The following is an 18,505-nucleotide window of genomic DNA, read 5'->3' on the forward strand; positions in this document are numbered from 1 at the left end:
ATGACGGGGTCGCCTGTGACCTCGGCTTTCATACGGGCATCCAGCAAAGGATTAGGAGCTAGTCCGCCCCCGCGCCGTCGCCACTGCGCAGGCAGGGTCGACGTACGTCATGGTCCCGCAAACCTTGCCCGGACGCGACGAAGCCGCCAAGAGGTGCGGCATGTTCCGGCTCGGTACCCGTGGTTCGCCGCTCGCGCTCACCCAGGCAGGCATGGTGCGTGATGCGCTGATGGCCGCGCATGGCTGGGACAACGTAGAAATCGTGACGATCCGCACGACCGGCGACCGCGTGCAGGACCGTGCGCTCGCCGAGATCGGTGGCAAGGCGCTGTGGACCAAGGAATTGGACCGCGCGCTGCTGGCGGGCGAGGTCGACGCCTGCGTTCATTCGATGAAGGATGTCGAGACGCTGCGTCCCGACGCGATCGCGATCGCCGCGACGCTGCCGCGCGCCGACGTGCGCGACCGGCTGATCGGCGCAGCGTCGATCGCAGCGCTGCCCGACAAAGCGGTGATCGGCACCAGCAGCCCGCGCCGTGCCGCGCAGCTGCGCCGGCTGCGGCCCGATATTTCGGCGGTGCTGTTCCGCGGCAATGTCGATACCCGGCTCGGCAAGCTGGCGACCGGTGAGGTCGATGCGACCTTGCTCGCGGCGGCGGGGCTGGAACGGCTCGGGCGGCACGACACCGGGGTGACGATCCCGCTCGACGTGATGCTTCCGGCGCCGGCACAGGGCGCGGTGGGCGTGGAGACGTTGGCCGAGGGATCGGCGCGCGCGCTGGTCGCTGCGATCGATCACGCGCCCACGCACCGCGCGGTCGCGGCCGAGCGCGCCTTGCTTGCGGGGCTGCGCGCCGACTGCCACTCGCCGGTCGCGGCGCTCGCGGTGGTCGAGGGCGGGGCATTGGTGCTGCGCGCGCAATTGCTGACCCCGGACGGGAGCGAATCGACCGAGGGGACGGCCGAGGGCGCCGACCCGGTGTTGCTGGGGGCGCGGCTCGCCGAGGAGTTGCTGGAGCGCGCGTCACCTGCGGTCCGCGCGCTGTTCGGATGACGCACGCGCTGGTGCTGCGGCCCGAACCGGGCAACGCACGCACCTGCGCGGCGCTGGCGGCGGTGGGGATCGATCCGGTCTCGGTACCGCTCTTCGCCGCGGTACCGGTCGGGTGGTCGCCGCCCGACCCGGCCGACTATGACGCCTTGCTGCTGACCAGCGCGCAGGCGGTGCGGCTGGCGGGCGACGGGCTGGCGCAACTGGCGGGGCTGCCCGTGGTTGCGGTCGGCGCCGCGACCGCCGCAGCGGCGCGCGCGGCGGGAATTGACGTCGTGATGGTCGGGAATGGCGATGCGGCTGCGGCGGTGGCGCGGGCACAGACCTTCCCGCGCCTGCTCCATCTCGCCGGGCGCGAGCATGTCGCGCAGCCCGGCGTCGCCACACTGATCGTCTATGCCAGCGAGGCTCTGCCTGTCGCATCTTCGGCGCTGGCGGCGGCGGTCGATGGGGTGGTGATGCTGCACTCCGCGCGCGCCGCGCAGCGATTCGCCCTGTTGACCGCCACCCTTCCACGTCCGCGGATCAGCGTTGCGGCGCTCAGTCCGGCGATCGCCCGGGCGGCGGGGCCGGGCTGGGCACGCGTCATCGTCGCCGATCGCCCCGACGATCACGCGCTGATCGAGGCGGTTGCCGCATCCGATTGACCGGCGCGTCGGGCGCGAGGATAAGCGGCCAATGAGCGATCCCCTTGGAACGACGCGCCCCCCTACGCGATCGCGGATTGGCCCGGCGCTGGCGATCGCGATCCTCGCCTTTCTGATCGGGCTCGGGCTGATGGCCTATGCGGTACGCAACACGCCCGGCTTCTTCGCGCGCGGCGGGTCGGGTGCGCCCGTCGCCAAGCCGACCGCCGCGCCGGTCGCGCCGACCGCAGCCGCCGCCGACGCCGCAACGCTGGCGCTGCGTGAGGCGACGCTAGCCGCGCAACTCGCCAATCTCGAGGCCCGCGCGGCACGCACCGATGCCGATACCGCCGAGGCGGCGGTGAACGCGGGCAAGGCCGAGGCGATCTTCGTGACGTTCGCCGCACGGCGCGCGCTCGATCGCGGTGCCGGGCTCGGCTATCTAGAGAACGAGTTGCGGCGCCGGTTTGGCGCGACGCTGCCCGCACAGGTGGGCACGGTGATCCGCGCCGCGCGCCAGCCGGTGACACTGGAGGACCTGCGCGAAAGCCTGAACGTCGCCACGCCGATGCTGCTCGCACGGCCCAGCGACTGGTGGAGCGGGATCGGTAGTGAGTTGCGCAATCTGGTCGTGATCCACCGCGCCGATACGCCCTCGCCGCTGCCGTCCGACCGGCTGGCGCGCGCGCGACGGCAGCTTGACAATGGCAACGTCGAAACCGCGCTGGCGGAGGTCGAGCGGCTGCCGGGCGCGGCGGATGCGGCGAACTGGACCGCGGCGGCGCGGCGCTGGATCGACGCGCGCGCGGCGCTCGACACGCTGGAGACGGCGGCGATCACCGGCGCCTTCGCCCCGCCGCCCGCACGGCCGGCGGAACCGCAACCGGCGCCCTCGCCGTCCGCATCGGCGGACGGGAGCTTGTTCTAGGGCGTCGTCGCCCGGGCTTCGCTTATGCCGTCATTGCGAGTGTAGCGAAGCAATCCAGGGGCGTCTTGGTCCGGCACTGAATTGGTTCGCTGCGCTCGCAGTGACGGAGCGTCGGACGGCCGGGTAAGTTTCAGTTCTTCCCCAATGCCTCCGCGATCAGCGTGCGGGTGTTCGCGATGCCGTACAGCCGGATGAAGCTGCCCATCCGCGGCCCCTGACTCGACCCGAGCAATGTCTCGTAGAGCGCCTTGAACCAGTCGCGCAGTTCCGCGAACCCGCCGGTCTTGCCGATCTCATAAACGATGTTCTGGATGTCTTCGGCGCTCGCCTCCTCGGGCAACGCCGCCAGTTCGGCATCGAGCCGCTCCAGCGCGGCGACCTCGACACCCTCGGGCGGGCGACGCTTCAGCGTCGGGGCGACATGGTCGCGGTGATACGCCAGCGCGTGGCCGATCAGCCGGTCGAGTTCCGGGTAAGCGGCCGGCGTCGCATCAGCGACGTAATTGGCGAGATACGCCCAGACCTGCTCACGCGTCGCGCCCTCGCCCATCACGCCGACGAGGTTGAGCAGCAGCCCGAACGTCACCGGCAGTTTGCCGTCGGGCAGCTTGCCGTCATGGACGTGGTGGACGGGGTTGCCGAGCCGCTCCTTGATCGCCTGCCCGACATAATTGCCGCGAAACTGCCAGTAATCGTCCACCGCGCGCGGGATCACGCCCATGTGGAGCTGCTTGGCCTTCTTCGGCTCGCGATAGATGTAGAAAGCGAGGCTCTCCTCGGGGCCGTAGGTCAGCCATTGCTCGATCGACAGACCGTTGCCTTTCGACTTGGAGATCTTCTCGCCCTTGTCGTCGAGGAACATCTCATAGTTGAAGCCCTCGGGCGGCCGCCCGCCGAGCACGCGCGCGATCTTCGAGGATTGCACAACCGAGTCGATCAGGTCCTTGCCCGCCATCTCGTAATCGACGCCGAGCGCGACCCAGCGCATCGCCCAGTCGACCTTCCATTGCAGCTTCGACAGCCCGCCGAGCGCCGACTGCTCGATGCGCTCGCCCTCGTCTTCGAACGCGATCAGCCCGCGCTCGGCGTCTATTACCTCGACCGGCACCTGCAGGACGATACCGCTCTTCGGGCTGACCGGCAGCACCGGCGAATAGGTCGCGCGACGCTCGGCGCGCAGCGTCGGCAACATCACGTCCATGACGCCCTGCCAATGACGCAGCACGCCCCGGATCGCGTCGTCGAAGCGGCCCGAGGCGTAATAATCGGTCGAAGACGCGAATTCGTAGTCGAAGCCGTAGCGATCGAGAAAATCGCGCAGCGTGGCATTGTTGTGCGCGGCGAAGCTGTCGAACTTGCCGAACGGATCGGGAATGCGCGTCAGCGGCTTGCCGAGATGCTCGCGCAGCATGTCGCCGTTCGGGACGTTGTCGGGCACCTTGCGCAGCCCGTCCATATCGTCGCTGAACGCGATCAGCCGCGTCGGCACGTCGCTGATCGCGTGGAAGGCGTTGCGGACCATCGTGGTGCGCAGCACCTCGTTGAAGGTGCCGATGTGCGGCAGCCCCGACGGACCGTAGCCGGTCTCGAACAATACCGGCTGGCCGTCCGGTTTCCCGTCGGGGTAACGCTTGAGGAGCTTGCGCGCCTCTTCATACGGCCAGGCCTTGGACTCGAGAGCGGCGGTTCGGAGGCTTTCCGGGCGGAGATCGTCGGTCATGATGCGCGCCGACGTAGCGAGACGAGGGGCGGATGGCTATATGCACACGCGATGTCGTTCTGGCCCGCCTTGCTGCTGTTCCTCGCCACCGTCGCGCTGATGGAGGGATTCGCCTACGTCATGCACCGTTGGGTGATGCATGGTTGGGGCTGGTTCCTGCACGAGAGCCACCATCGCCCGCGAACCGGCAACTGGGAGCTGAACGATCTGTATGCCGCGATCTTCGCGGTGCCTTCGTTCGTCATGATCCTCGGCGGGGTGCAGCTTGGCTGGTGGCCGGGATTCACGTGGATCGGCGCGGGGATCGCCGCTTATGGCGCGATCTATTTCGGGTTCCACGACGTGATCGTCCACAAGCGGCTGCCGACGCGGTATCTGCCGAAGTCCGCCTATATGAAGCGGATCATTCAGGCGCACCGCTTGCACCATGTCGTCGAGACGAAGGAGGGGAACGTCAGTTTCGGCTTCCTCGTCGCGCCGAAGCCGGAGGATTTGAAGGCCGAACTGAAGCGCCGCGGGCGCGCCGGCGTGCGGGCGGCGGCGGGCGTGGAGCGTGAGCGGGCCTGACTATTCCGTCATGCCGGACATGATCGGGATCCCGCTTCTTCTTGCACGGATGGTAAAAAGCGGGGCTCCGGATCAGATCCGGGGCAACTGCTTAGGGGTTGCAGAGACTTCAGAGAGGCTGTCGTCTCTCAAATCGTTCGCCCTGAGCTTGTCGAAGGGCGTGTTCCGGGCACGTGCTTCGACAGGCTCAGCACGAACGGACGATTGGCCGATCTGCTCAGAAATCGACGGCGATGCCTTTCAATTCCCAGTCGCCGAACCGTACCGGATCACGGCCGAGCGGGTCCTCGGCGGGGCGTGCCATCGGCCCCGGCGCAGGGACCGGCGTGTTCGGGCTGAGATAGGCGGGCGGCTTCACATGATCGGGGCGCTTGCCCATCGCTTCGGTCCTTCCGATTGATCCGGCGTGCGCCTCGGCACATATGCAGCGCCATGACCGCCTTCAAGCCGAGCCCGTTGCAGCAGACCCTGCGTGACTGACGCCCGCCCGCCCCGCCGCTCCGCCCGCCCGCGCCCCGCCCTCGGGGGACCCGAGCCGCTCGGCACCGCCTCCCGCCGCGCTGCGCTGCGGCTGCTCGACGCGGTGCTGCGACGGGGCGAGCCGCTCGAATCGGCACTGGCGCATGCGACGCGCGCGCTGGTCGGCGGTCCCGACCGCGGGCTGGCGCATGCCATCGCCGCCGAAACGCTGCGCTGGCTCCCCGATCTCGACGCACTGATCGACTCCGCGACCCGCCAGCGCTTGCCCGACGATGCCAAGGCGCGCAACGCGCTCAGAATTGCGCTGGCGCAGGCGCTCGGGCTCGGCACGCCGCCGCACGCGGCGATCGCCACCGTGCTGCCGCTGGTCGACGGCGGCCCGCGCAAACTGGTCCATGGCGTCTTCGGAACGCTGATGCGCGGCGAGGCGAAACTGCCCGAGGTGCCGACGCTGCCCGCCGCGGTCGCGGAGCGCTGGCGCACCAATTGGGGCGAGGCAGTCGCTGCTGCCGCCGCGCGCGCGATCGCCGCGCCGCCGCCGATCGACCTGAGCTATGCCGATGCCGCGAAGGTACTGCCCGACGCGACGTCGCTCGCACCCGCGCACGCGCGCGTGCCGGCGGGCAGCGATGTCGCCGCGCTCCCCGGTTACGATGCGGGTGAGTGGTGGGTGCAGGATCTCGCTGCCTCAATCCCCGCACGGTTGATCGGCCGCGGCACCGGCACCGCACTAGACCTGTGCGCCGCACCGGGTGGCAAGACGCTCCAGCTCGCCGCCGCGGGGTGGCAGGTCACCGCCGTCGAAATGTCCGAAAGTCGCGCGGCGCGACTTCGCGAGAACCGCGAGCGCACCGGGCTTGGCTTCGAGATCGCGATCGCCGACGTGCTCAAATGGTCGCCGGACGCACCCGTGCAGGCGGTGTTGGTCGATGCGCCGTGCAGCGCGACCGGTATCTTCCGCCGCCACCCCGACGTGCTCCACCGTGCGCATGGCGGGATCGTCGCGGAAATGGCGCTGTTACAGGCGCGCATCCTGGATCGCGCCGCCACCTGGGTCGCACCGGGCGGAACGCTCGTCTACGCCACCTGCTCGCTCGAGCCCGAAGAGGGCGAGGCGCAGATCGAGCGCTTCCTGCGCGAGCATCCCGATTTTGCGATCCGCGCACCGGCTGACGGCGAACTGCCCGCCGGCATCGCACCCGAACCGGAAGGCTGGGTCCGCACGCTGCCGGGGATGCTCGAAGCGGCCGGTGGATGCGACGGGTTCTTCGTTGCGCGGGTTGAGCGCGCTTCCGCCTAAGCGCTGCGTCCGCTAACGGGGGCGGCATCATGACCAAGCCCGTTCGCATTGCGCCTTCGATCCTGTCCGCTGACTTCGCCAGACTGGGGGAGGAGGTGCGCGCGATCGATGCCGCCGGCGCCGACTGGATCCATATCGACGTGATGGACGGGCATTTCGTCCCCAACATCACGATCGGACCGGCGGTGGTGAAGGCGCTGCGCCCGCACACGACCAAGCCGTTCGACGTCCATCTGATGATCTCGCCGGTCGACCTGTATCTCGATGCGTTCGCCGAGGCGGGCGCGGACACGATCACCGTCCATCCCGAGGCCGGCCCGCATATCCACCGCTCGATCCAGCACATCAAGGGGCTGGGCAAGCGCGCCGGCGTGGTGCTCAATCCCGGCACCCCGGCCAAGATGCTCGATTATCTGATCGACATGGTCGACCTGGTGCTGGTGATGAGCGTCAATCCCGGGTTCGGCGGGCAGCATTTCATCGACAGCCAGCTCAAGAAGATCAGCGCGATCCGCAAGATGATCGACCATTCCGGCCGCGATATCGATCTGGAGGTCGACGGCGGCGTCGATGTCGAGACCGCGCGCCGCGCGATCGAGGCCGGCGCCGACGCGCTGGTGGCCGGCACCGCCACGTTCCGCGGCGGGCCGGAGCGTTATGCCGACAACATCCGGGCACTGCGCGGCGGATGACCGACGACCGCACCGGCATCGATTCCGAAAAGCACGTCATCTCCGCAGGGCACGGCGAATCACTCGGCGACCGCATGGCGGCATGGCTCGAACGGCTGACGTGGCGCACCCCGCTCCACGACCGGCGGCTCGACGGCCAGCATCCAGCCAAGCTGGTCGCGGTGCCCGTCGACCCGATTCCCGGCGAGAGCGATCTTGGCGAGGCGATGCTCGAAGGCTGGATGTTCGCGGGCGGCGAGCATCACGCGATCGAGACGATCGACGTCGCCGCCCCGGCAGCCGGACCGGCGTTCGTGGAATATCTCCACTCCTTCGCGTGGCTGCGCGATGTCGCCGCGCTCGACGATCGCGCGCGCGCCGTGCCGCTGGCCGAGGCGCTGGCGGGCGGCTGGCTGGCGGCGCACGGCGACCGCGTCTCCGACCCGGCGTGGCGTCCGTCGACCACCGCGCGGCGACTGGCGATGTGGGCGTTCCATTCGCCACTGCTGCTCGCCTCGTCCGATCTCGTCTTCCGCTCGCGCGTTCTCAACGGCATCGCGCGTGCCGCGCGGCATCTGGATCGCACTGCCGACAAGGCGCCGCCGGGTGCGGAGCGCATCGCGGCCTGGGCGGGCGTGGTGATCGCGGGCCTGTTGCTGCCCGCGGGCGAGACGCGGCTGGCGATCGGCGAGGCCGGGCTGACGCGTGCGCTGGGCACGGGCCTGAGCGCGGACGGCGGTGTCGTCAGCCGCTCGCCCGCCGCGCTGCTCGACGTGCTCGCGACGATCGGGCTGCTGCGCGCGGCCTATGATGCGCGCGGCTTGCCGCTTCCCGAGCCGGTGACAGCCACGCTGTCGCTCGCCACGCCGGCGCTGCTTGGCACGACGATGGGCGACGGCAGTCTGTCGAGTTGGCAGGGCGGGCTGCCCGTCGATGCTGAGACGGTCAACGACGTGCTCTATGCCAGCGGCGCGCATGGTCGCCCGCTCCGCCAGTCGCGCGACTGGGGCTATCAGCGGCTCGCCAATGGCGCGGCGGTGCTGATCGTCGATGCCGCGCCGCCGCCGATGGCCCGCGTGGCGGAGGGCGGCTGCGCCTCGACGCTCGCGTTCGAGTTCAGTGACGGCGCGGAACGGCTGATCGTCAATTGCGGCGGCGCGGGCGTGACCGGCGCGCGCATGTCGCCGGCGATGATGACGGGGCTGCGCAGCACCGCGGCGCATTCGACGCTGACGATCGGCGACACCAACTCGACCGCGATCCTGCCCGACGGTACGCTCGGCAAGGGCGTGCGCGAAGTCGAGCTGACCCGACAGGAGTCGGAGCTGGGCAGCCGCATCGAGGCGCGTCACGATGGTTATGTTCGCCGCCACGGCTTCCACCACCAGCGCACCCTGCTGCTGCTCAGCGACGGGCGGGAGCTGCGCGGCGAGGATGCCTTGCTTGCCGCGCCGGGCGCGCGCCCGCGTCGCGCGGACGCGATGACGCCGTTCCTGTTGCGCTTCCACCTTGCCGCCGGGGTCGAGGCGGTCGCGACCGCCGACAATCAGGCGGCCATGCTGCGCACCGCGGCGGGCAATTTCTGGCACTTCCGCAGTCGGGGTGAACGGCTGACGATCGAGGACAGCGTATGGGTCGACGGCTGGGGACGGCTGTTCACGACGCAACAGATCGTGATCCACGGCCTTGCCCCACCGACCGGGGTGAGCGTCAACTGGGTGCTGAAGCGCGCGCGGTAGGCCCTGCCTTGCATCATCTAGACCGTTCGTGCTGAGCTTGTCGAAGCACGTGCCGCCTGGGGCACGCCCTTCGACAAGCTCAGGGCGAACGGTTGTCGGCCGGAACGCATGTCTGCCCGGCAATGGCAGTCAGCGGGACATAATGACGCCGCTTCGCCCTTGAGCCCCGCCCTTCCCCCGCGTAAGCGCGCGCGCATGACCAGCATCCCGATCCGCCGCGCGCTCATCTCCGTCTCCGACAAGACCGGGATCGTCGATCTCGCCACCGCGCTTGGCGACAAAGGCGTCGAGCTCGTCTCGACCGGCGGCACCGCCAAGGCGCTGCGCGACGCCGGGCTGACGGTGCGCGACATCAGCGAGCTGACCGGCTTCCCCGAGATGATGGACGGCCGCGTCAAGACGCTCCATCCCAAGGTCCACGGCGGGCTGCTCGCGGTGCGCGACGACGCCGCGCACGCTGCGTCGATGGAAGAGCATCAGATCGGCGCGATCGATCTCGTCGTCGTCAATCTCTATCCGTTCGAGGCGACCGTCGCCAAGGGCGCCGACCGCGACGAGGTGGTCGAGAATATCGACATCGGCGGCCCGTCGATGGTCCGCTCGGCCGCCAAGAACCATGCCTATGTCGCGATCGTCACCGATCCTGCCGATTACGCGCTGGTCGCCCAAGGCTCGACCACGCTCGAGGATCGCAAGCGGCTCGCCGCGAAGGCGTTCGCCACCACCGCCGCCTATGACGGTGCGATCGCGCGCTGGTTCGGCAATGTCGATCAGGGCGAGCGTTTCCCGGCGGTCCTGCCGCTGACGCTGCGCCGCGCGGGCGAAGAACTGCGCTATGGCGAAAACCCGCACCAGCACGCCGCCTTCTACGCCGCGACCGGCGACGCGACGCCCGGGATCGGGCAGGCGCGGCAGGTGCAGGGCAAGGCGCTGAGCTACAACAATTATAATGACGCCGATGCCGCGCTGGAGCTGATCGCGGAGTTCCGCGATGCCGAGCCGACCTGCGTGATCGTCAAGCACGCCAATCCGTGCGGGGTCGCGAGCGCCGCGACGCTGGCCGAGGCGTATGACGCGGCGTTCGCGTGCGACACGGTCAGCGCGTTCGGCGGGATCATCGCGGTCAACCGCCCGCTCGATGGCGTCACCGCCAAGGCGATCACCGGGATCTTCACCGAGGTCGTCGTCGCCCCCGACGCCGACGAGGAAGCGCTGGCGCTGTTCGCGGCGAAGAAGAATCTGCGGCTGCTGCTGACCGGCGCGCTCCCCGATCCGGCGCGCGACGGGCTGTTCGCCAAGTCGATCGCGGGCGGCTGGCTGGTGCAGTCGCGCGACGCCGGCCGCGTGCTTCCCGCCGACCTGAAGGTGGTGACCAAGCGCCAGCCGACCGAGCAGGAACTCGCCGACTGTCTCTTCGCCTGGACCGTCGCCAAGCACGTCAAGTCGAACGCGATCGTCTATGCCAAGGACGGCAGCACCGCCGGCGTCGGCGCGGGGCAGATGAACCGGCTGGAATCGGCGCGGATCGCGGCGTGGAAGGCCAAGGATGCCGCCGACAAGGCCGGCTGGGGCGAGACGCGCACGATCGGCTCGGCGGTCGCGTCAGACGCGTTCTTCCCGTTCGCCGATGGCCTGCTCGCAGCGGTCGAGGCGGGCGCGACCGCGGTGATCCAGCCGGGCGGCTCGATCCGCGACGACGAGGTGATCGCCGCCGCCGACGCTGCCGGGCTGGCGATGGTGTTCACGGGCATGCGCCACTTCCGGCATTGATCCGCGCGGGCTGACCAACACCCCGTCGCCCCTGCGCAGGCAGGGGCGACGGCGCTCTCCGGCGATTACCGGATGAACCCGCCCTCGTTGGGCAGCGTCGCCTCTTCCGCGCTGGGCATCTTGCTGAACAGCGCACGATCCTCCGGCCCGAAGGCGTAGCGCCAGATCACGAACAGATACGCCGCCAGCGTCGCGGCGACCCCGATCGACACCTGCGCCCAGCGCCAGTCCGGCGGCAGCAGCGCGAACGCCCCGCCGACCGCCGCCCCCGCGCACGCCGCCCAGACGAGCGGCCAGCGCATCGGTGACACGCTCGCGCCCAGCAGCCGACCCAGCACCCCCGCCTTGATGAACGAGGTGAGCAGCACCACCAGCATGAGGGCGATCGGCGCGCCCGCCGCCTGCGTCGTCACCCCGTATCCGGCCGTGCGCAACGCGAGGATCAGCGCGAACGACAGCGCGATCTGTAACGCGATCATCGTCATCGAGATCAGCAGGTTGCGGTGCCGCGCCATATAGACCAGCGCCGATTCGGACACCGCCCCGGTCGAGGCGAACACCTCGGCGAACAGCAGGAACACCATCGGTGCCGCGCCGCCGACGAACTGCGGCCCGATCGTCGCCATCACCCCCTCGCGCGGGATCGAGGCGGTGATCGCGAGTGCGAGCTGCGCGGCGATGATCCAGAACGCCACCTGCCGCACCTGCCGCGCGATCGCTGCCAGATCGCCGCGCGCGAGGCTCTGCGTCACCACCGGCCCCAGGATCGGGTCGAAGCTGGTCTTCAGCTTCTGCGGCAAGCTCGCGACCTGCTGCGCCATATAATAGATGCCGACCACGCTCGGCGCGAACAACGTGCCGAGAATCAGCCGGTCGACGTTGCGGCTGCCCCATTCGAGCGCGTCGGCGCCCGCCAGCGGCGTATTGGCGCGCGTCATCTGCCATAATTGCCCGACATGCGGCGACCAGCCGTGCGGGACGCCATAGCTGCGGATCAGCGGCACGATGCTCGCGGTCAGCGCCGCGACCATGCTCGCGACATAGGCGAGCACCAGCCCGTCCTTGTGGGTGAAGAACGAGAACAGGAACGCGAAGATCGATAGCGTCCACGGCTCGATCACCGCGCGCGCGGTGACGCTCGCCTTGACGTTGTGGCGATAGGCGAGCGCGGCGAGGCTGACGTCGGACAGCGCCGGCGCAAGGATGATGAGCGGGAACAGCCGGTCGAGCCCGCCGATCGCGGAATTGGGGTACATCGCCTGCGGAAAGGCGAACAGCACGACGCTGGCGATCAGGCTGGCGATCAGCGCCAGCGCCAGCGCGTCGAAGACGACGTGATTGTGCGGGCGTTCGGTCGAGGACAGCGCCTGCGCGAGCCCGCGCTTGAGCCCGAGTGTCGCGATCAGCGCCGCGAACTCGACGACCACGACCGCGATCGCGAAGCGCCCGACAAGCGCCGCGCCGTACATATGGCCGGCGATGAACAGGAACGGGATGCGCGCGCCGAGCCGCAGGACAAAGCCGGCGACATTGGTGCGCCCGCCCTTGGCGAGCGCGGCGATGTCTTCGGGCTGGTCGGTGGCGGTCATGCCGGGGTTCGTTCCGAGGCCGCCGTCATGGCGAGCGTAGCGAAGCAATGACGGCGGGTCGCAGGACGCGCCGCGGCAAAGCCGCATCGTCGGACGGGCGTCGCCCGCCGGCCGCACTTGCTTGAGTCAGCCGGGCGTAGCCGGCCGCCAAGCTGCGCCGTCAATGCGCCGCTCCCCAGCTCGCTCCTACCCCGATCTCCACGCCGAGCGGCACGTCGAGCACCACCGACGGTTCCGCCGCCCTCGCCATCACCCGCTCGATCACCGGACGCGCGCGCTCGACGTCGACCTCGGGCAGCTCGAACACCAGTTCGTCGTGGACCTGCAACAGCATCCGCACGTCGGGCAGCCCTGCCTCGAGCAACGCCGACTCCATCCGCGCCATCGCACGCTTGATGATGTCGGCGCTGGTGCCCTGGATCGGCGCGTTGATCGCGGCGCGCTCCGCCCCCTGCCGCTCGTGCTGCACCTTGCTGCGGATGCGCGGGAAGTGCGTCTTGCGACCGAACAGCGTCTCGGTGAAGCCGCGCTCGCGCACCTGCGTCAGCGTTTCGGCGATATAGCGGTTGATACCCGGGAAGCGCTCGAAATAGCGGTCGATCATCGACTGCGCCTCGTCGGCGGAGATATCGAGCCGGCCCGCCAGCCCCCAGCGCGAGATGCCGTAGAGGATCGCGAAGTTGATCGTCTTGGCGCTGGCGCGCGTGTCGCGCGTCACCTCGCCGAACAATTCCTGCGCGGTCAGGCTGTGGATGTCGTCGCCGCGCGCAAACGCTTCCTTGAGCTGCGGCACATCAGCCATATGCGCGGCCAGCCGCAGCTCGATCTGCGAATAATCGGCGGCGAGGATGACGTTGCCGGACTCGGCGACGAAAGCGTCGCGGATCTGTCGCCCGGTTTCGGTGCGGATCGGGATGTTCTGGAGGTTCGGGTCGGTCGACGACAGCCGCCCGGTCTGCGCGCCGGTCAGCGAATAGCTGGTATGGACGCGACCGGTCTGCGGGTGGATCTGCTCCTGCAGGCTATCGGTATAGGTGTTCTTCAGCTTGGTGAGCTGACGCCATTCCAGCACCTTGGTCGCGATCTCCGCCCCCGCCGAGTCCTTGTCGGCGGCGAGCCGCTCCAGCTCGGTGACGTCGGTGGAATAGACGCCGCTCTTGCCCTTGCGTCCACCCTTCAACCCCAGCCGCTCGAACAGCACATCCCCGAGCTGCTTGGGGCTGCCGATCGTGAACGGCCCGCCGGCCAGTTCGTGGACGACGCCCTCCAGCTGCGCGATCTGTGTCGAGAATTCGGCCGACAGCTGCGCGAGCTTCTCGCGATCAACCTTGATCCCGCGCCGCTCCATCCGCGCGATCACCGCCACGAGCGGGCGATCCACCATCTGGTAGACGCGCGTTCCGCCCTCGCGCGGCAGCCGTGCGGTGAAGCGCCGCCACAGCCGCAGCGTGACGTCGGCGTCCTCGGCGGCGTAGCGCGTGGCGGCCTTCAGATCGACCTCATGGAAGCCGAGCGCCTTCTTGCCGGTCCCGACCACGTCCTTGTACGCGATGCAGGTGTGCGACAGATGCGTTGCGGCCAGCTCGTCCATGCCGTGCCCGTGCAGCCCGGCGTCGAGCGCAAAGCTCATCACGATCGTGTCGTCATAGGGCGCGACGTCGATCCCGAGCCGCGACAAGACGATCAGGTCGTACTTGAGATTGTGCCCGATCTTGAGGACACCGGGATCCTCCAGCAGCGGCTTGAGCTTGGCCAGCGCGGCGTCGCGGTCAAGTTGCGGCGGGCGTTCGGCGAACATATCGCTCCCGCCATGCGCCAGCGGCACATAGCAGGCGAGATTCGGGTGCAATGCCAGCGACACGCCGACCAGCTCGGCGAGCATCGGGTCCTTGGCGGTCGTCTCGGTGTCGATCGCGATCCAGCCCTGATGCCGCGCGACCGTGATCCAGCGGTCGAGCGCGTCGTCCTCGACCACCGTCTCATAACCGTCGTGGTTGCACGCCGGCTCCTCGTCCGCGTCGAACGCGGCGTCGGTGGCGGTCTCGGCGACCGGCGCGTCGGCAACCTCGCCCAGCCGCGTCAGCAGCGAGCGGAAACCGTGATGGTCGAGAAAGGCGCGCAGCGGTGCGTCGGGGATCCCGTCCGCCAGCGACAATTCCTCGAGCGGTTGCGGCAGCGGTACGTCGCACGCCAGCTCGACCAGCTTGCGGCTCATCCGCGCCGCCGCGGCATGTTCGATCAGGTTGTCGCGCAGCTTGCCCTTCTTCATCGCGTCGGCCGCGGCCAGCACGCCCTCGACATCGCCATGTTCGAGGATCAGTTTCGCGGCCGTCTTCGGCCCAACGCCGGGCACGCCGGGGACGTTGTCGACGCTGTCGCCCATCAGCGCGAGCACGTCGCCGAGTTTGTCCGGCCCGACCCCGAACTTCGCCTCGACATCGGCGGGGCCGAGCGTGCGGTTGTTCATCGTGTCGAGCATGTCGACCGACGGATCGGTCATCAGCTGCATCAGGTCCTTGTCGGAACTGACGATCGTCACCTGCCACCCCTGCGCCAGCGCCGCCTTGGTGTAGCTGGCGATCAGGTCGTCGGCTTCCCAGCCCTGTTCCTCGATACACGGCAGCGAGAAGGCGCGGGTCGCGTCACGGATCATCGGGAATTGCGGGACGAGATCCTCGGGCGGCGGCGGGCGGTGCGCCTTATACTGGTCGTACAGCTCGTTGCGAAAGGTGCTGCTCGACTTGTCGAGGATCACCGCCATATGCGTCGGCCCGTCGGCCTTGTGGAGCGCGTCGGCGAGCTTCCACAGCATCGTCGTATAGCCATAGACCGCGCCGACCGGCTCGCCATGCTTGTTGGTGAGCGGCGGGAGACGGTGATAGGCCCGGAAAATATAGCCCGATCCGTCGACGAGATAGAGGTGCGGCATGGCGGCTGCCCTATAACGGATTGGGGTCAGGGGGAACCGGGGTTTCTCCTTTCGTCATTCCCGCGAAGGCGGGAATCCAGAACCTCTGACGTGGCGGCTCTTGCGAAATCCTGCGCGTCCGGATGCCCGCCTCCGCGGGAATCACGGCCTCACACCTATTCCGACTCGTCCACCCCGCCCGCCCTTGGCTGCGCACCCGTCAGCGCGGCGGCGACCTGCTGGATCAGCACCTGCCGCACGCGCATCGGCGCAGTGGTGTCGCCGATCTGCACCGCGATGGCATAGCGCCGCCCGTCGGGCGCGGTCAGGATGCCGATGTCGTTGAACCCGGCGTTGCGGCTGCCCAGTTCCTGCCCGGTCCCGGTCTTGTGCGCCAGCGTCCAGCCGGCCGGGGTTGCCGCCTTCAGCCGCGCGCGCCCGGTGTGCGAATTCGCCATCGTGTCGAGCAGCACCCGCGTCGACGTCTCGCTCAGCAACTCGCCGCGCGCCAGCCGCGCCAGCGCCTCGACGATCGCCGCCGGCTGCGCGCCATCGGGCGGATTGTCGATATAGCGTTGCAGCGCTGCCCGACGCACCTCCGGATCGAGCCGCGCGCGCGCCGCCTCGAACCCGCGCCCCATCGCCATCGACTGGTTCCACGTCACCCCGGCGGTACCGCTCTGGAGCAGCCGCTCGCCGGGACCGAAGCGGATGCCGGATATATGCTTCTCCGCGAGGAACCGCCGCACCGCCGCCGGGCCGCCGACATAGGTCAACAGCCGGTCGTTGGCGGTGTTGTCGCTCTGCGTCAGCGCGCGCGTCAGCAACCCGCCGACCGTGGTACGATAGCCCTCGCCCGTCACCAGCGACGCGACCGGCTGGTGGAACAGCGTCAGATCGTCGCGTGTTACCAGCAACGGATCGTCGAGCTTGAGCCGCCCGGCGTCGCGTTGCGCCAGCACGGTCATTGCGACCCACAATTTGCTGACGCTCTGCTGCGGCAGATAGAGCGTGCCGCCCTCCTGGACGATCCAGTCCTCGTCGACCGCCTGGATCGCGGCGCCGGCCTTGCCGGGAAAGCTGCGGATCAGCTGGGTCACGCGCTGCTGCAAGGCGCGCGGTGCCGACTTCGGGCGCGGCGGCGCGGGCGGCGGGACCGCGACCGAGACGATCGGCGGGGGCGGGGCAGCGGGAATCAGCGTCGACCCCGCACCCGCGCCGCAGCCGGCGATCAGCAGCGACCAGCCGATCACCGTTGCCCGGTGCGCGAATGTCGTCTTTCCCATGTCCGCCGCCGTCACCCCTGCCTGATCCACGGGTGTGCCGGGCAAGCCTGCTGCCGCAAACCCCTGCGACTCGTGCTTGCGACGACCGCCCGCCAGCGCACGACGAGTCGAGTCGACGTGGCTCAAACCGCTGATTCCCTAGGGCTCACGGCACCAGCACCGTGTCGACCGGCGGATCGCTAAGTTCAGGATAGTCGAGCGTGTAATGCAGCCCGCGGCTTTCGTGGCGGTGCAGCGCGGAGCGGACGATCAGGTCGGCGGTCTGGAGCAGGTTGCGCAGCTCGATCAGATCGGGCGTGACGCGGAAATGCCCGTAATAATCCTCGATCTCGCTGCGGAGCAGGTCGATGCGGTGACGCGCGCGCTCAAGCCGCTTGGTGGTGCGGACGATCCCGACGTAATTCCACATGAAGCGGCGGATCTCAGTCCAGTTCTGCTTGATGACCACTTCCTCGTCGGAATCGGTCACGCGGCTTTCGTCCCACGCCCGGATCGCGGGTACCACCGGCAGTTTGTCCCAGCATTCCGCGATATGCTGCGCCGCCGCCTCGCCGAACACGAAACATTCGAGAAGCGAGTTCGACGCCAGCCGGTTCGCGCCATGCAGCCCCGATTGCGTGCACTCGCCCGCGGCATAGAGGCCGGGCAGATCGGTGCGCCCGTCGCGATCGACCACGATCCCGCCGCAGGTGTAATGCTGCGCCGGCACCACCGGGATCGGCGCGACGGTCATGTCGATCCCCAGCCCCTTCAGCTTCTCGTAGATGTTCGGGAAATGCCCGCGCACGAAGTCGGCGGGCATATGGCTGATGTCGAGATGAACGAAATCGAGCCCGTAGCGCTTGATCTCGGCGTCGATGGCGCGCGCCACCACGTCGCGCGGCGCCAGCTCCAGCCGCTCCGCATCGTAATAGGGCATGAAGCGCTTGCCGGTGGTCGGGTTGATGAGCCGCCCGCCCTCGCCGCGCACCGCCTCGGTGATGAGGAAGTTCTTGACCTCCAGATGATAGAGGCAGGTCGGGTGGAATTGCATGAATTCCATGTTGGCCACTCGGGCTCCCGCCCGCCACGCCATCGCGATCCCGTCGCCGGTCGCGCCGCGCGGCGCGGTCGAGAACAGATAGGTCCGCCCCGCCCCGCCGGTCGCGAGGATCGTCGCGCGCGCGGTGTGCAGCGCGACCGCACCGCTGCGCCGATCGATCGCATAGACGCCCCAAACGTTACCCGCGCCCGAATAGCGTTCCTCGTGCCGGCTGGTGGCAAGGTCGATCGCGACCTGATCGGGGACGAGCGTGATATTGGGGTGCGCCTCGGCAGCGCGTTGCAGCGCCTCCTGCACCGCCCAGCCGGTCGCGTCGGCGACATGGACGATCCGCCGGTGCGAATGCCCGCCCTCGCGCGTCAGGTGCAGCGCGCCCTTTTCCTCGGCAAACGGCACGCCCAGCGCGCGCAGCCGTTCGATCGCGGCGGGGGCGCGCTCGACGACGAATTCGACAATGGCACGGTCGTTGAGCCCGGCGCCGGCGACCATCGTGTCCTCGACATGATGGTCGAAGGTGTCACCGGGTTCGAGCACCGCGGCGATCCCGCCCTGCGCCCAGGCGGTCGACCCGTCGTTGAGCGCGCCCTTGGCGAGCACCGTCACCTTGAAGCGATCGGCGAGGTTGAGCGCGGCGGTCAGCCCGGCCGCGCCCGAGCCGACGATCAGGACGTCGCTGTTTGTCATGCCGCGCGCCCGCGAATGTTGCGAATGTTGAGACGCTGGCGGGTTCTTGCGGCGGTCACGGGGTACATGACGATCATGTGGCATAGATCGGGTCGTGAAGGACAGATGTTTGGTTCACGCCGTCCGTCATTCCCGCGAAGGCGG

General features: G+C 69.2%; 14 protein-coding genes. 8 read left to right on the forward strand and 6 right to left on the reverse strand.

Going from position 1 to position 18,505, the window contains the following annotated elements:
* Positions 1-160: 160 nt before the first annotated feature.
* From hemC to ACI2JO_RS07535, 3 genes are read left to right on the forward strand one after another with little or no spacing between them, the layout of a single operon-like run.
* The gene (gene hemC, locus ACI2JO_RS07525; protein ID WP_404720061.1) at positions 161-1,054 is read left to right on the forward strand and encodes a hydroxymethylbilane synthase; all 894 of its coding nucleotides are present in this window, start codon (positions 161-163) and stop codon (positions 1,052-1,054) included.
* Positions 1,051-1,698: a uroporphyrinogen-III synthase gene (locus ACI2JO_RS07530; protein WP_404720062.1), complete on the forward strand. Its 648-nt coding sequence runs from the start codon at positions 1,051-1,053 to the stop codon at positions 1,696-1,698. Before hemC ends, ACI2JO_RS07530 begins: the two co-directional genes overlap by 4 nt.
* Before the next feature lie 31 nt (positions 1,699-1,729).
* Complete coding sequence (locus ACI2JO_RS07535; protein WP_404720063.1) at positions 1,730-2,605, forward strand: hypothetical protein; 876 nt, start codon at positions 1,730-1,732, stop codon at positions 2,603-2,605.
* A gap of 130 nt (positions 2,606-2,735) precedes the next feature.
* On the opposite strand, the gene ACI2JO_RS07540 is transcribed toward ACI2JO_RS07535, so the two are convergent.
* Positions 2,736-4,325 (reverse strand): lysine--tRNA ligase, encoded by a 1,590-nt coding sequence (locus ACI2JO_RS07540; RefSeq protein WP_404720064.1) that lies wholly within the window; start codon positions 4,323-4,325, stop codon positions 2,736-2,738.
* 51 nt (positions 4,326-4,376) lie between these two features.
* Between ACI2JO_RS07540 and ACI2JO_RS07545 the strand changes: the two genes are divergently transcribed.
* Positions 4,377-4,892 (forward strand): beta-carotene hydroxylase, encoded by a 516-nt coding sequence (locus ACI2JO_RS07545; protein WP_404720065.1) that lies wholly within the window; start codon positions 4,377-4,379, stop codon positions 4,890-4,892.
* A gap of 217 nt (positions 4,893-5,109) precedes the next feature.
* Here the strand turns inward: ACI2JO_RS07545 and ACI2JO_RS07550 are convergent, their stop codons facing one another.
* Positions 5,110-5,271: a DUF1674 domain-containing protein gene (locus ACI2JO_RS07550; RefSeq protein ID WP_404720066.1), complete on the reverse strand. Its 162-nt coding sequence runs from the start codon at positions 5,269-5,271 to the stop codon at positions 5,110-5,112.
* A gap of 93 nt (positions 5,272-5,364) precedes the next feature.
* Here ACI2JO_RS07550 and ACI2JO_RS07555 point away from each other — a divergent pair, with 93 nt between their 5' ends.
* The 4 genes from ACI2JO_RS07555 (at position 5,365) to purH (ending at position 10,852) form a co-directional block, all read left to right on the forward strand.
* Positions 5,365-6,672 carry an RsmB/NOP family class I SAM-dependent RNA methyltransferase gene (locus ACI2JO_RS07555; RefSeq protein ID WP_404720067.1) on the forward strand — a complete coding sequence of 436 codons (1,308 nt, stop codon included), beginning with the start codon at positions 5,365-5,367 and terminating at the stop codon, positions 6,670-6,672.
* A gap of 29 nt (positions 6,673-6,701) precedes the next feature.
* The gene (rpe, locus tag ACI2JO_RS07560; protein WP_404720068.1) at positions 6,702-7,364 is read left to right on the forward strand and encodes a ribulose-phosphate 3-epimerase; all 663 of its coding nucleotides are present in this window, start codon (positions 6,702-6,704) and stop codon (positions 7,362-7,364) included.
* On the forward strand, positions 7,361-9,082 hold the full coding sequence (locus tag ACI2JO_RS07565; protein ID WP_404720069.1) for a heparinase II/III family protein: 1,722 nt from the start codon (positions 7,361-7,363) through the stop codon (positions 9,080-9,082). Before rpe ends, ACI2JO_RS07565 begins: the two co-directional genes overlap by 4 nt.
* Positions 9,083-9,277: 195 nt before the next feature.
* On the forward strand, positions 9,278-10,852 hold the full coding sequence (gene purH / locus ACI2JO_RS07570; protein ID WP_404720070.1) for a bifunctional phosphoribosylaminoimidazolecarboxamide formyltransferase/IMP cyclohydrolase: 1,575 nt from the start codon (positions 9,278-9,280) through the stop codon (positions 10,850-10,852).
* 65 nt (positions 10,853-10,917) lie between these two features.
* On the opposite strand, the gene ACI2JO_RS07575 is transcribed toward purH, so the two are convergent.
* From ACI2JO_RS07575 to nadB, 4 genes are all read right to left on the reverse strand, one after another.
* Entirely contained in the window at positions 10,918-12,441 is a 1,524-nt protein-coding gene (locus ACI2JO_RS07575) for a lipopolysaccharide biosynthesis protein (RefSeq protein WP_404720071.1), read from the reverse strand.
* 160 nt (positions 12,442-12,601) lie between these two features.
* Positions 12,602-15,370, reverse strand: coding sequence for a DNA polymerase I (polA, locus tag ACI2JO_RS07580; protein ID WP_404720072.1), 2,769 nt, complete (start codon positions 15,368-15,370; stop codon positions 12,602-12,604).
* 155 nt (positions 15,371-15,525) lie between these two features.
* Positions 15,526-16,635, reverse strand: coding sequence for a serine hydrolase (locus ACI2JO_RS07585; protein ID WP_404720352.1), 1,110 nt, complete (start codon positions 16,633-16,635; stop codon positions 15,526-15,528).
* A 145-nt stretch (positions 16,636-16,780) separates the two neighbouring features.
* Entirely contained in the window at positions 16,781-18,361 is a 1,581-nt protein-coding gene (gene nadB, locus ACI2JO_RS07590) for an L-aspartate oxidase (RefSeq protein WP_404720073.1), read from the reverse strand.
* Between the last annotated feature and the right edge of the window lie 144 nt (positions 18,362-18,505).

Origin of the sequence: Sphingomonas sp. NPDC079357 (genome assembly GCF_044901155.1) — a bacterium.
Lineage (GTDB): Bacteria > Pseudomonadota > Alphaproteobacteria > Sphingomonadales > Sphingomonadaceae > Sphingomonas.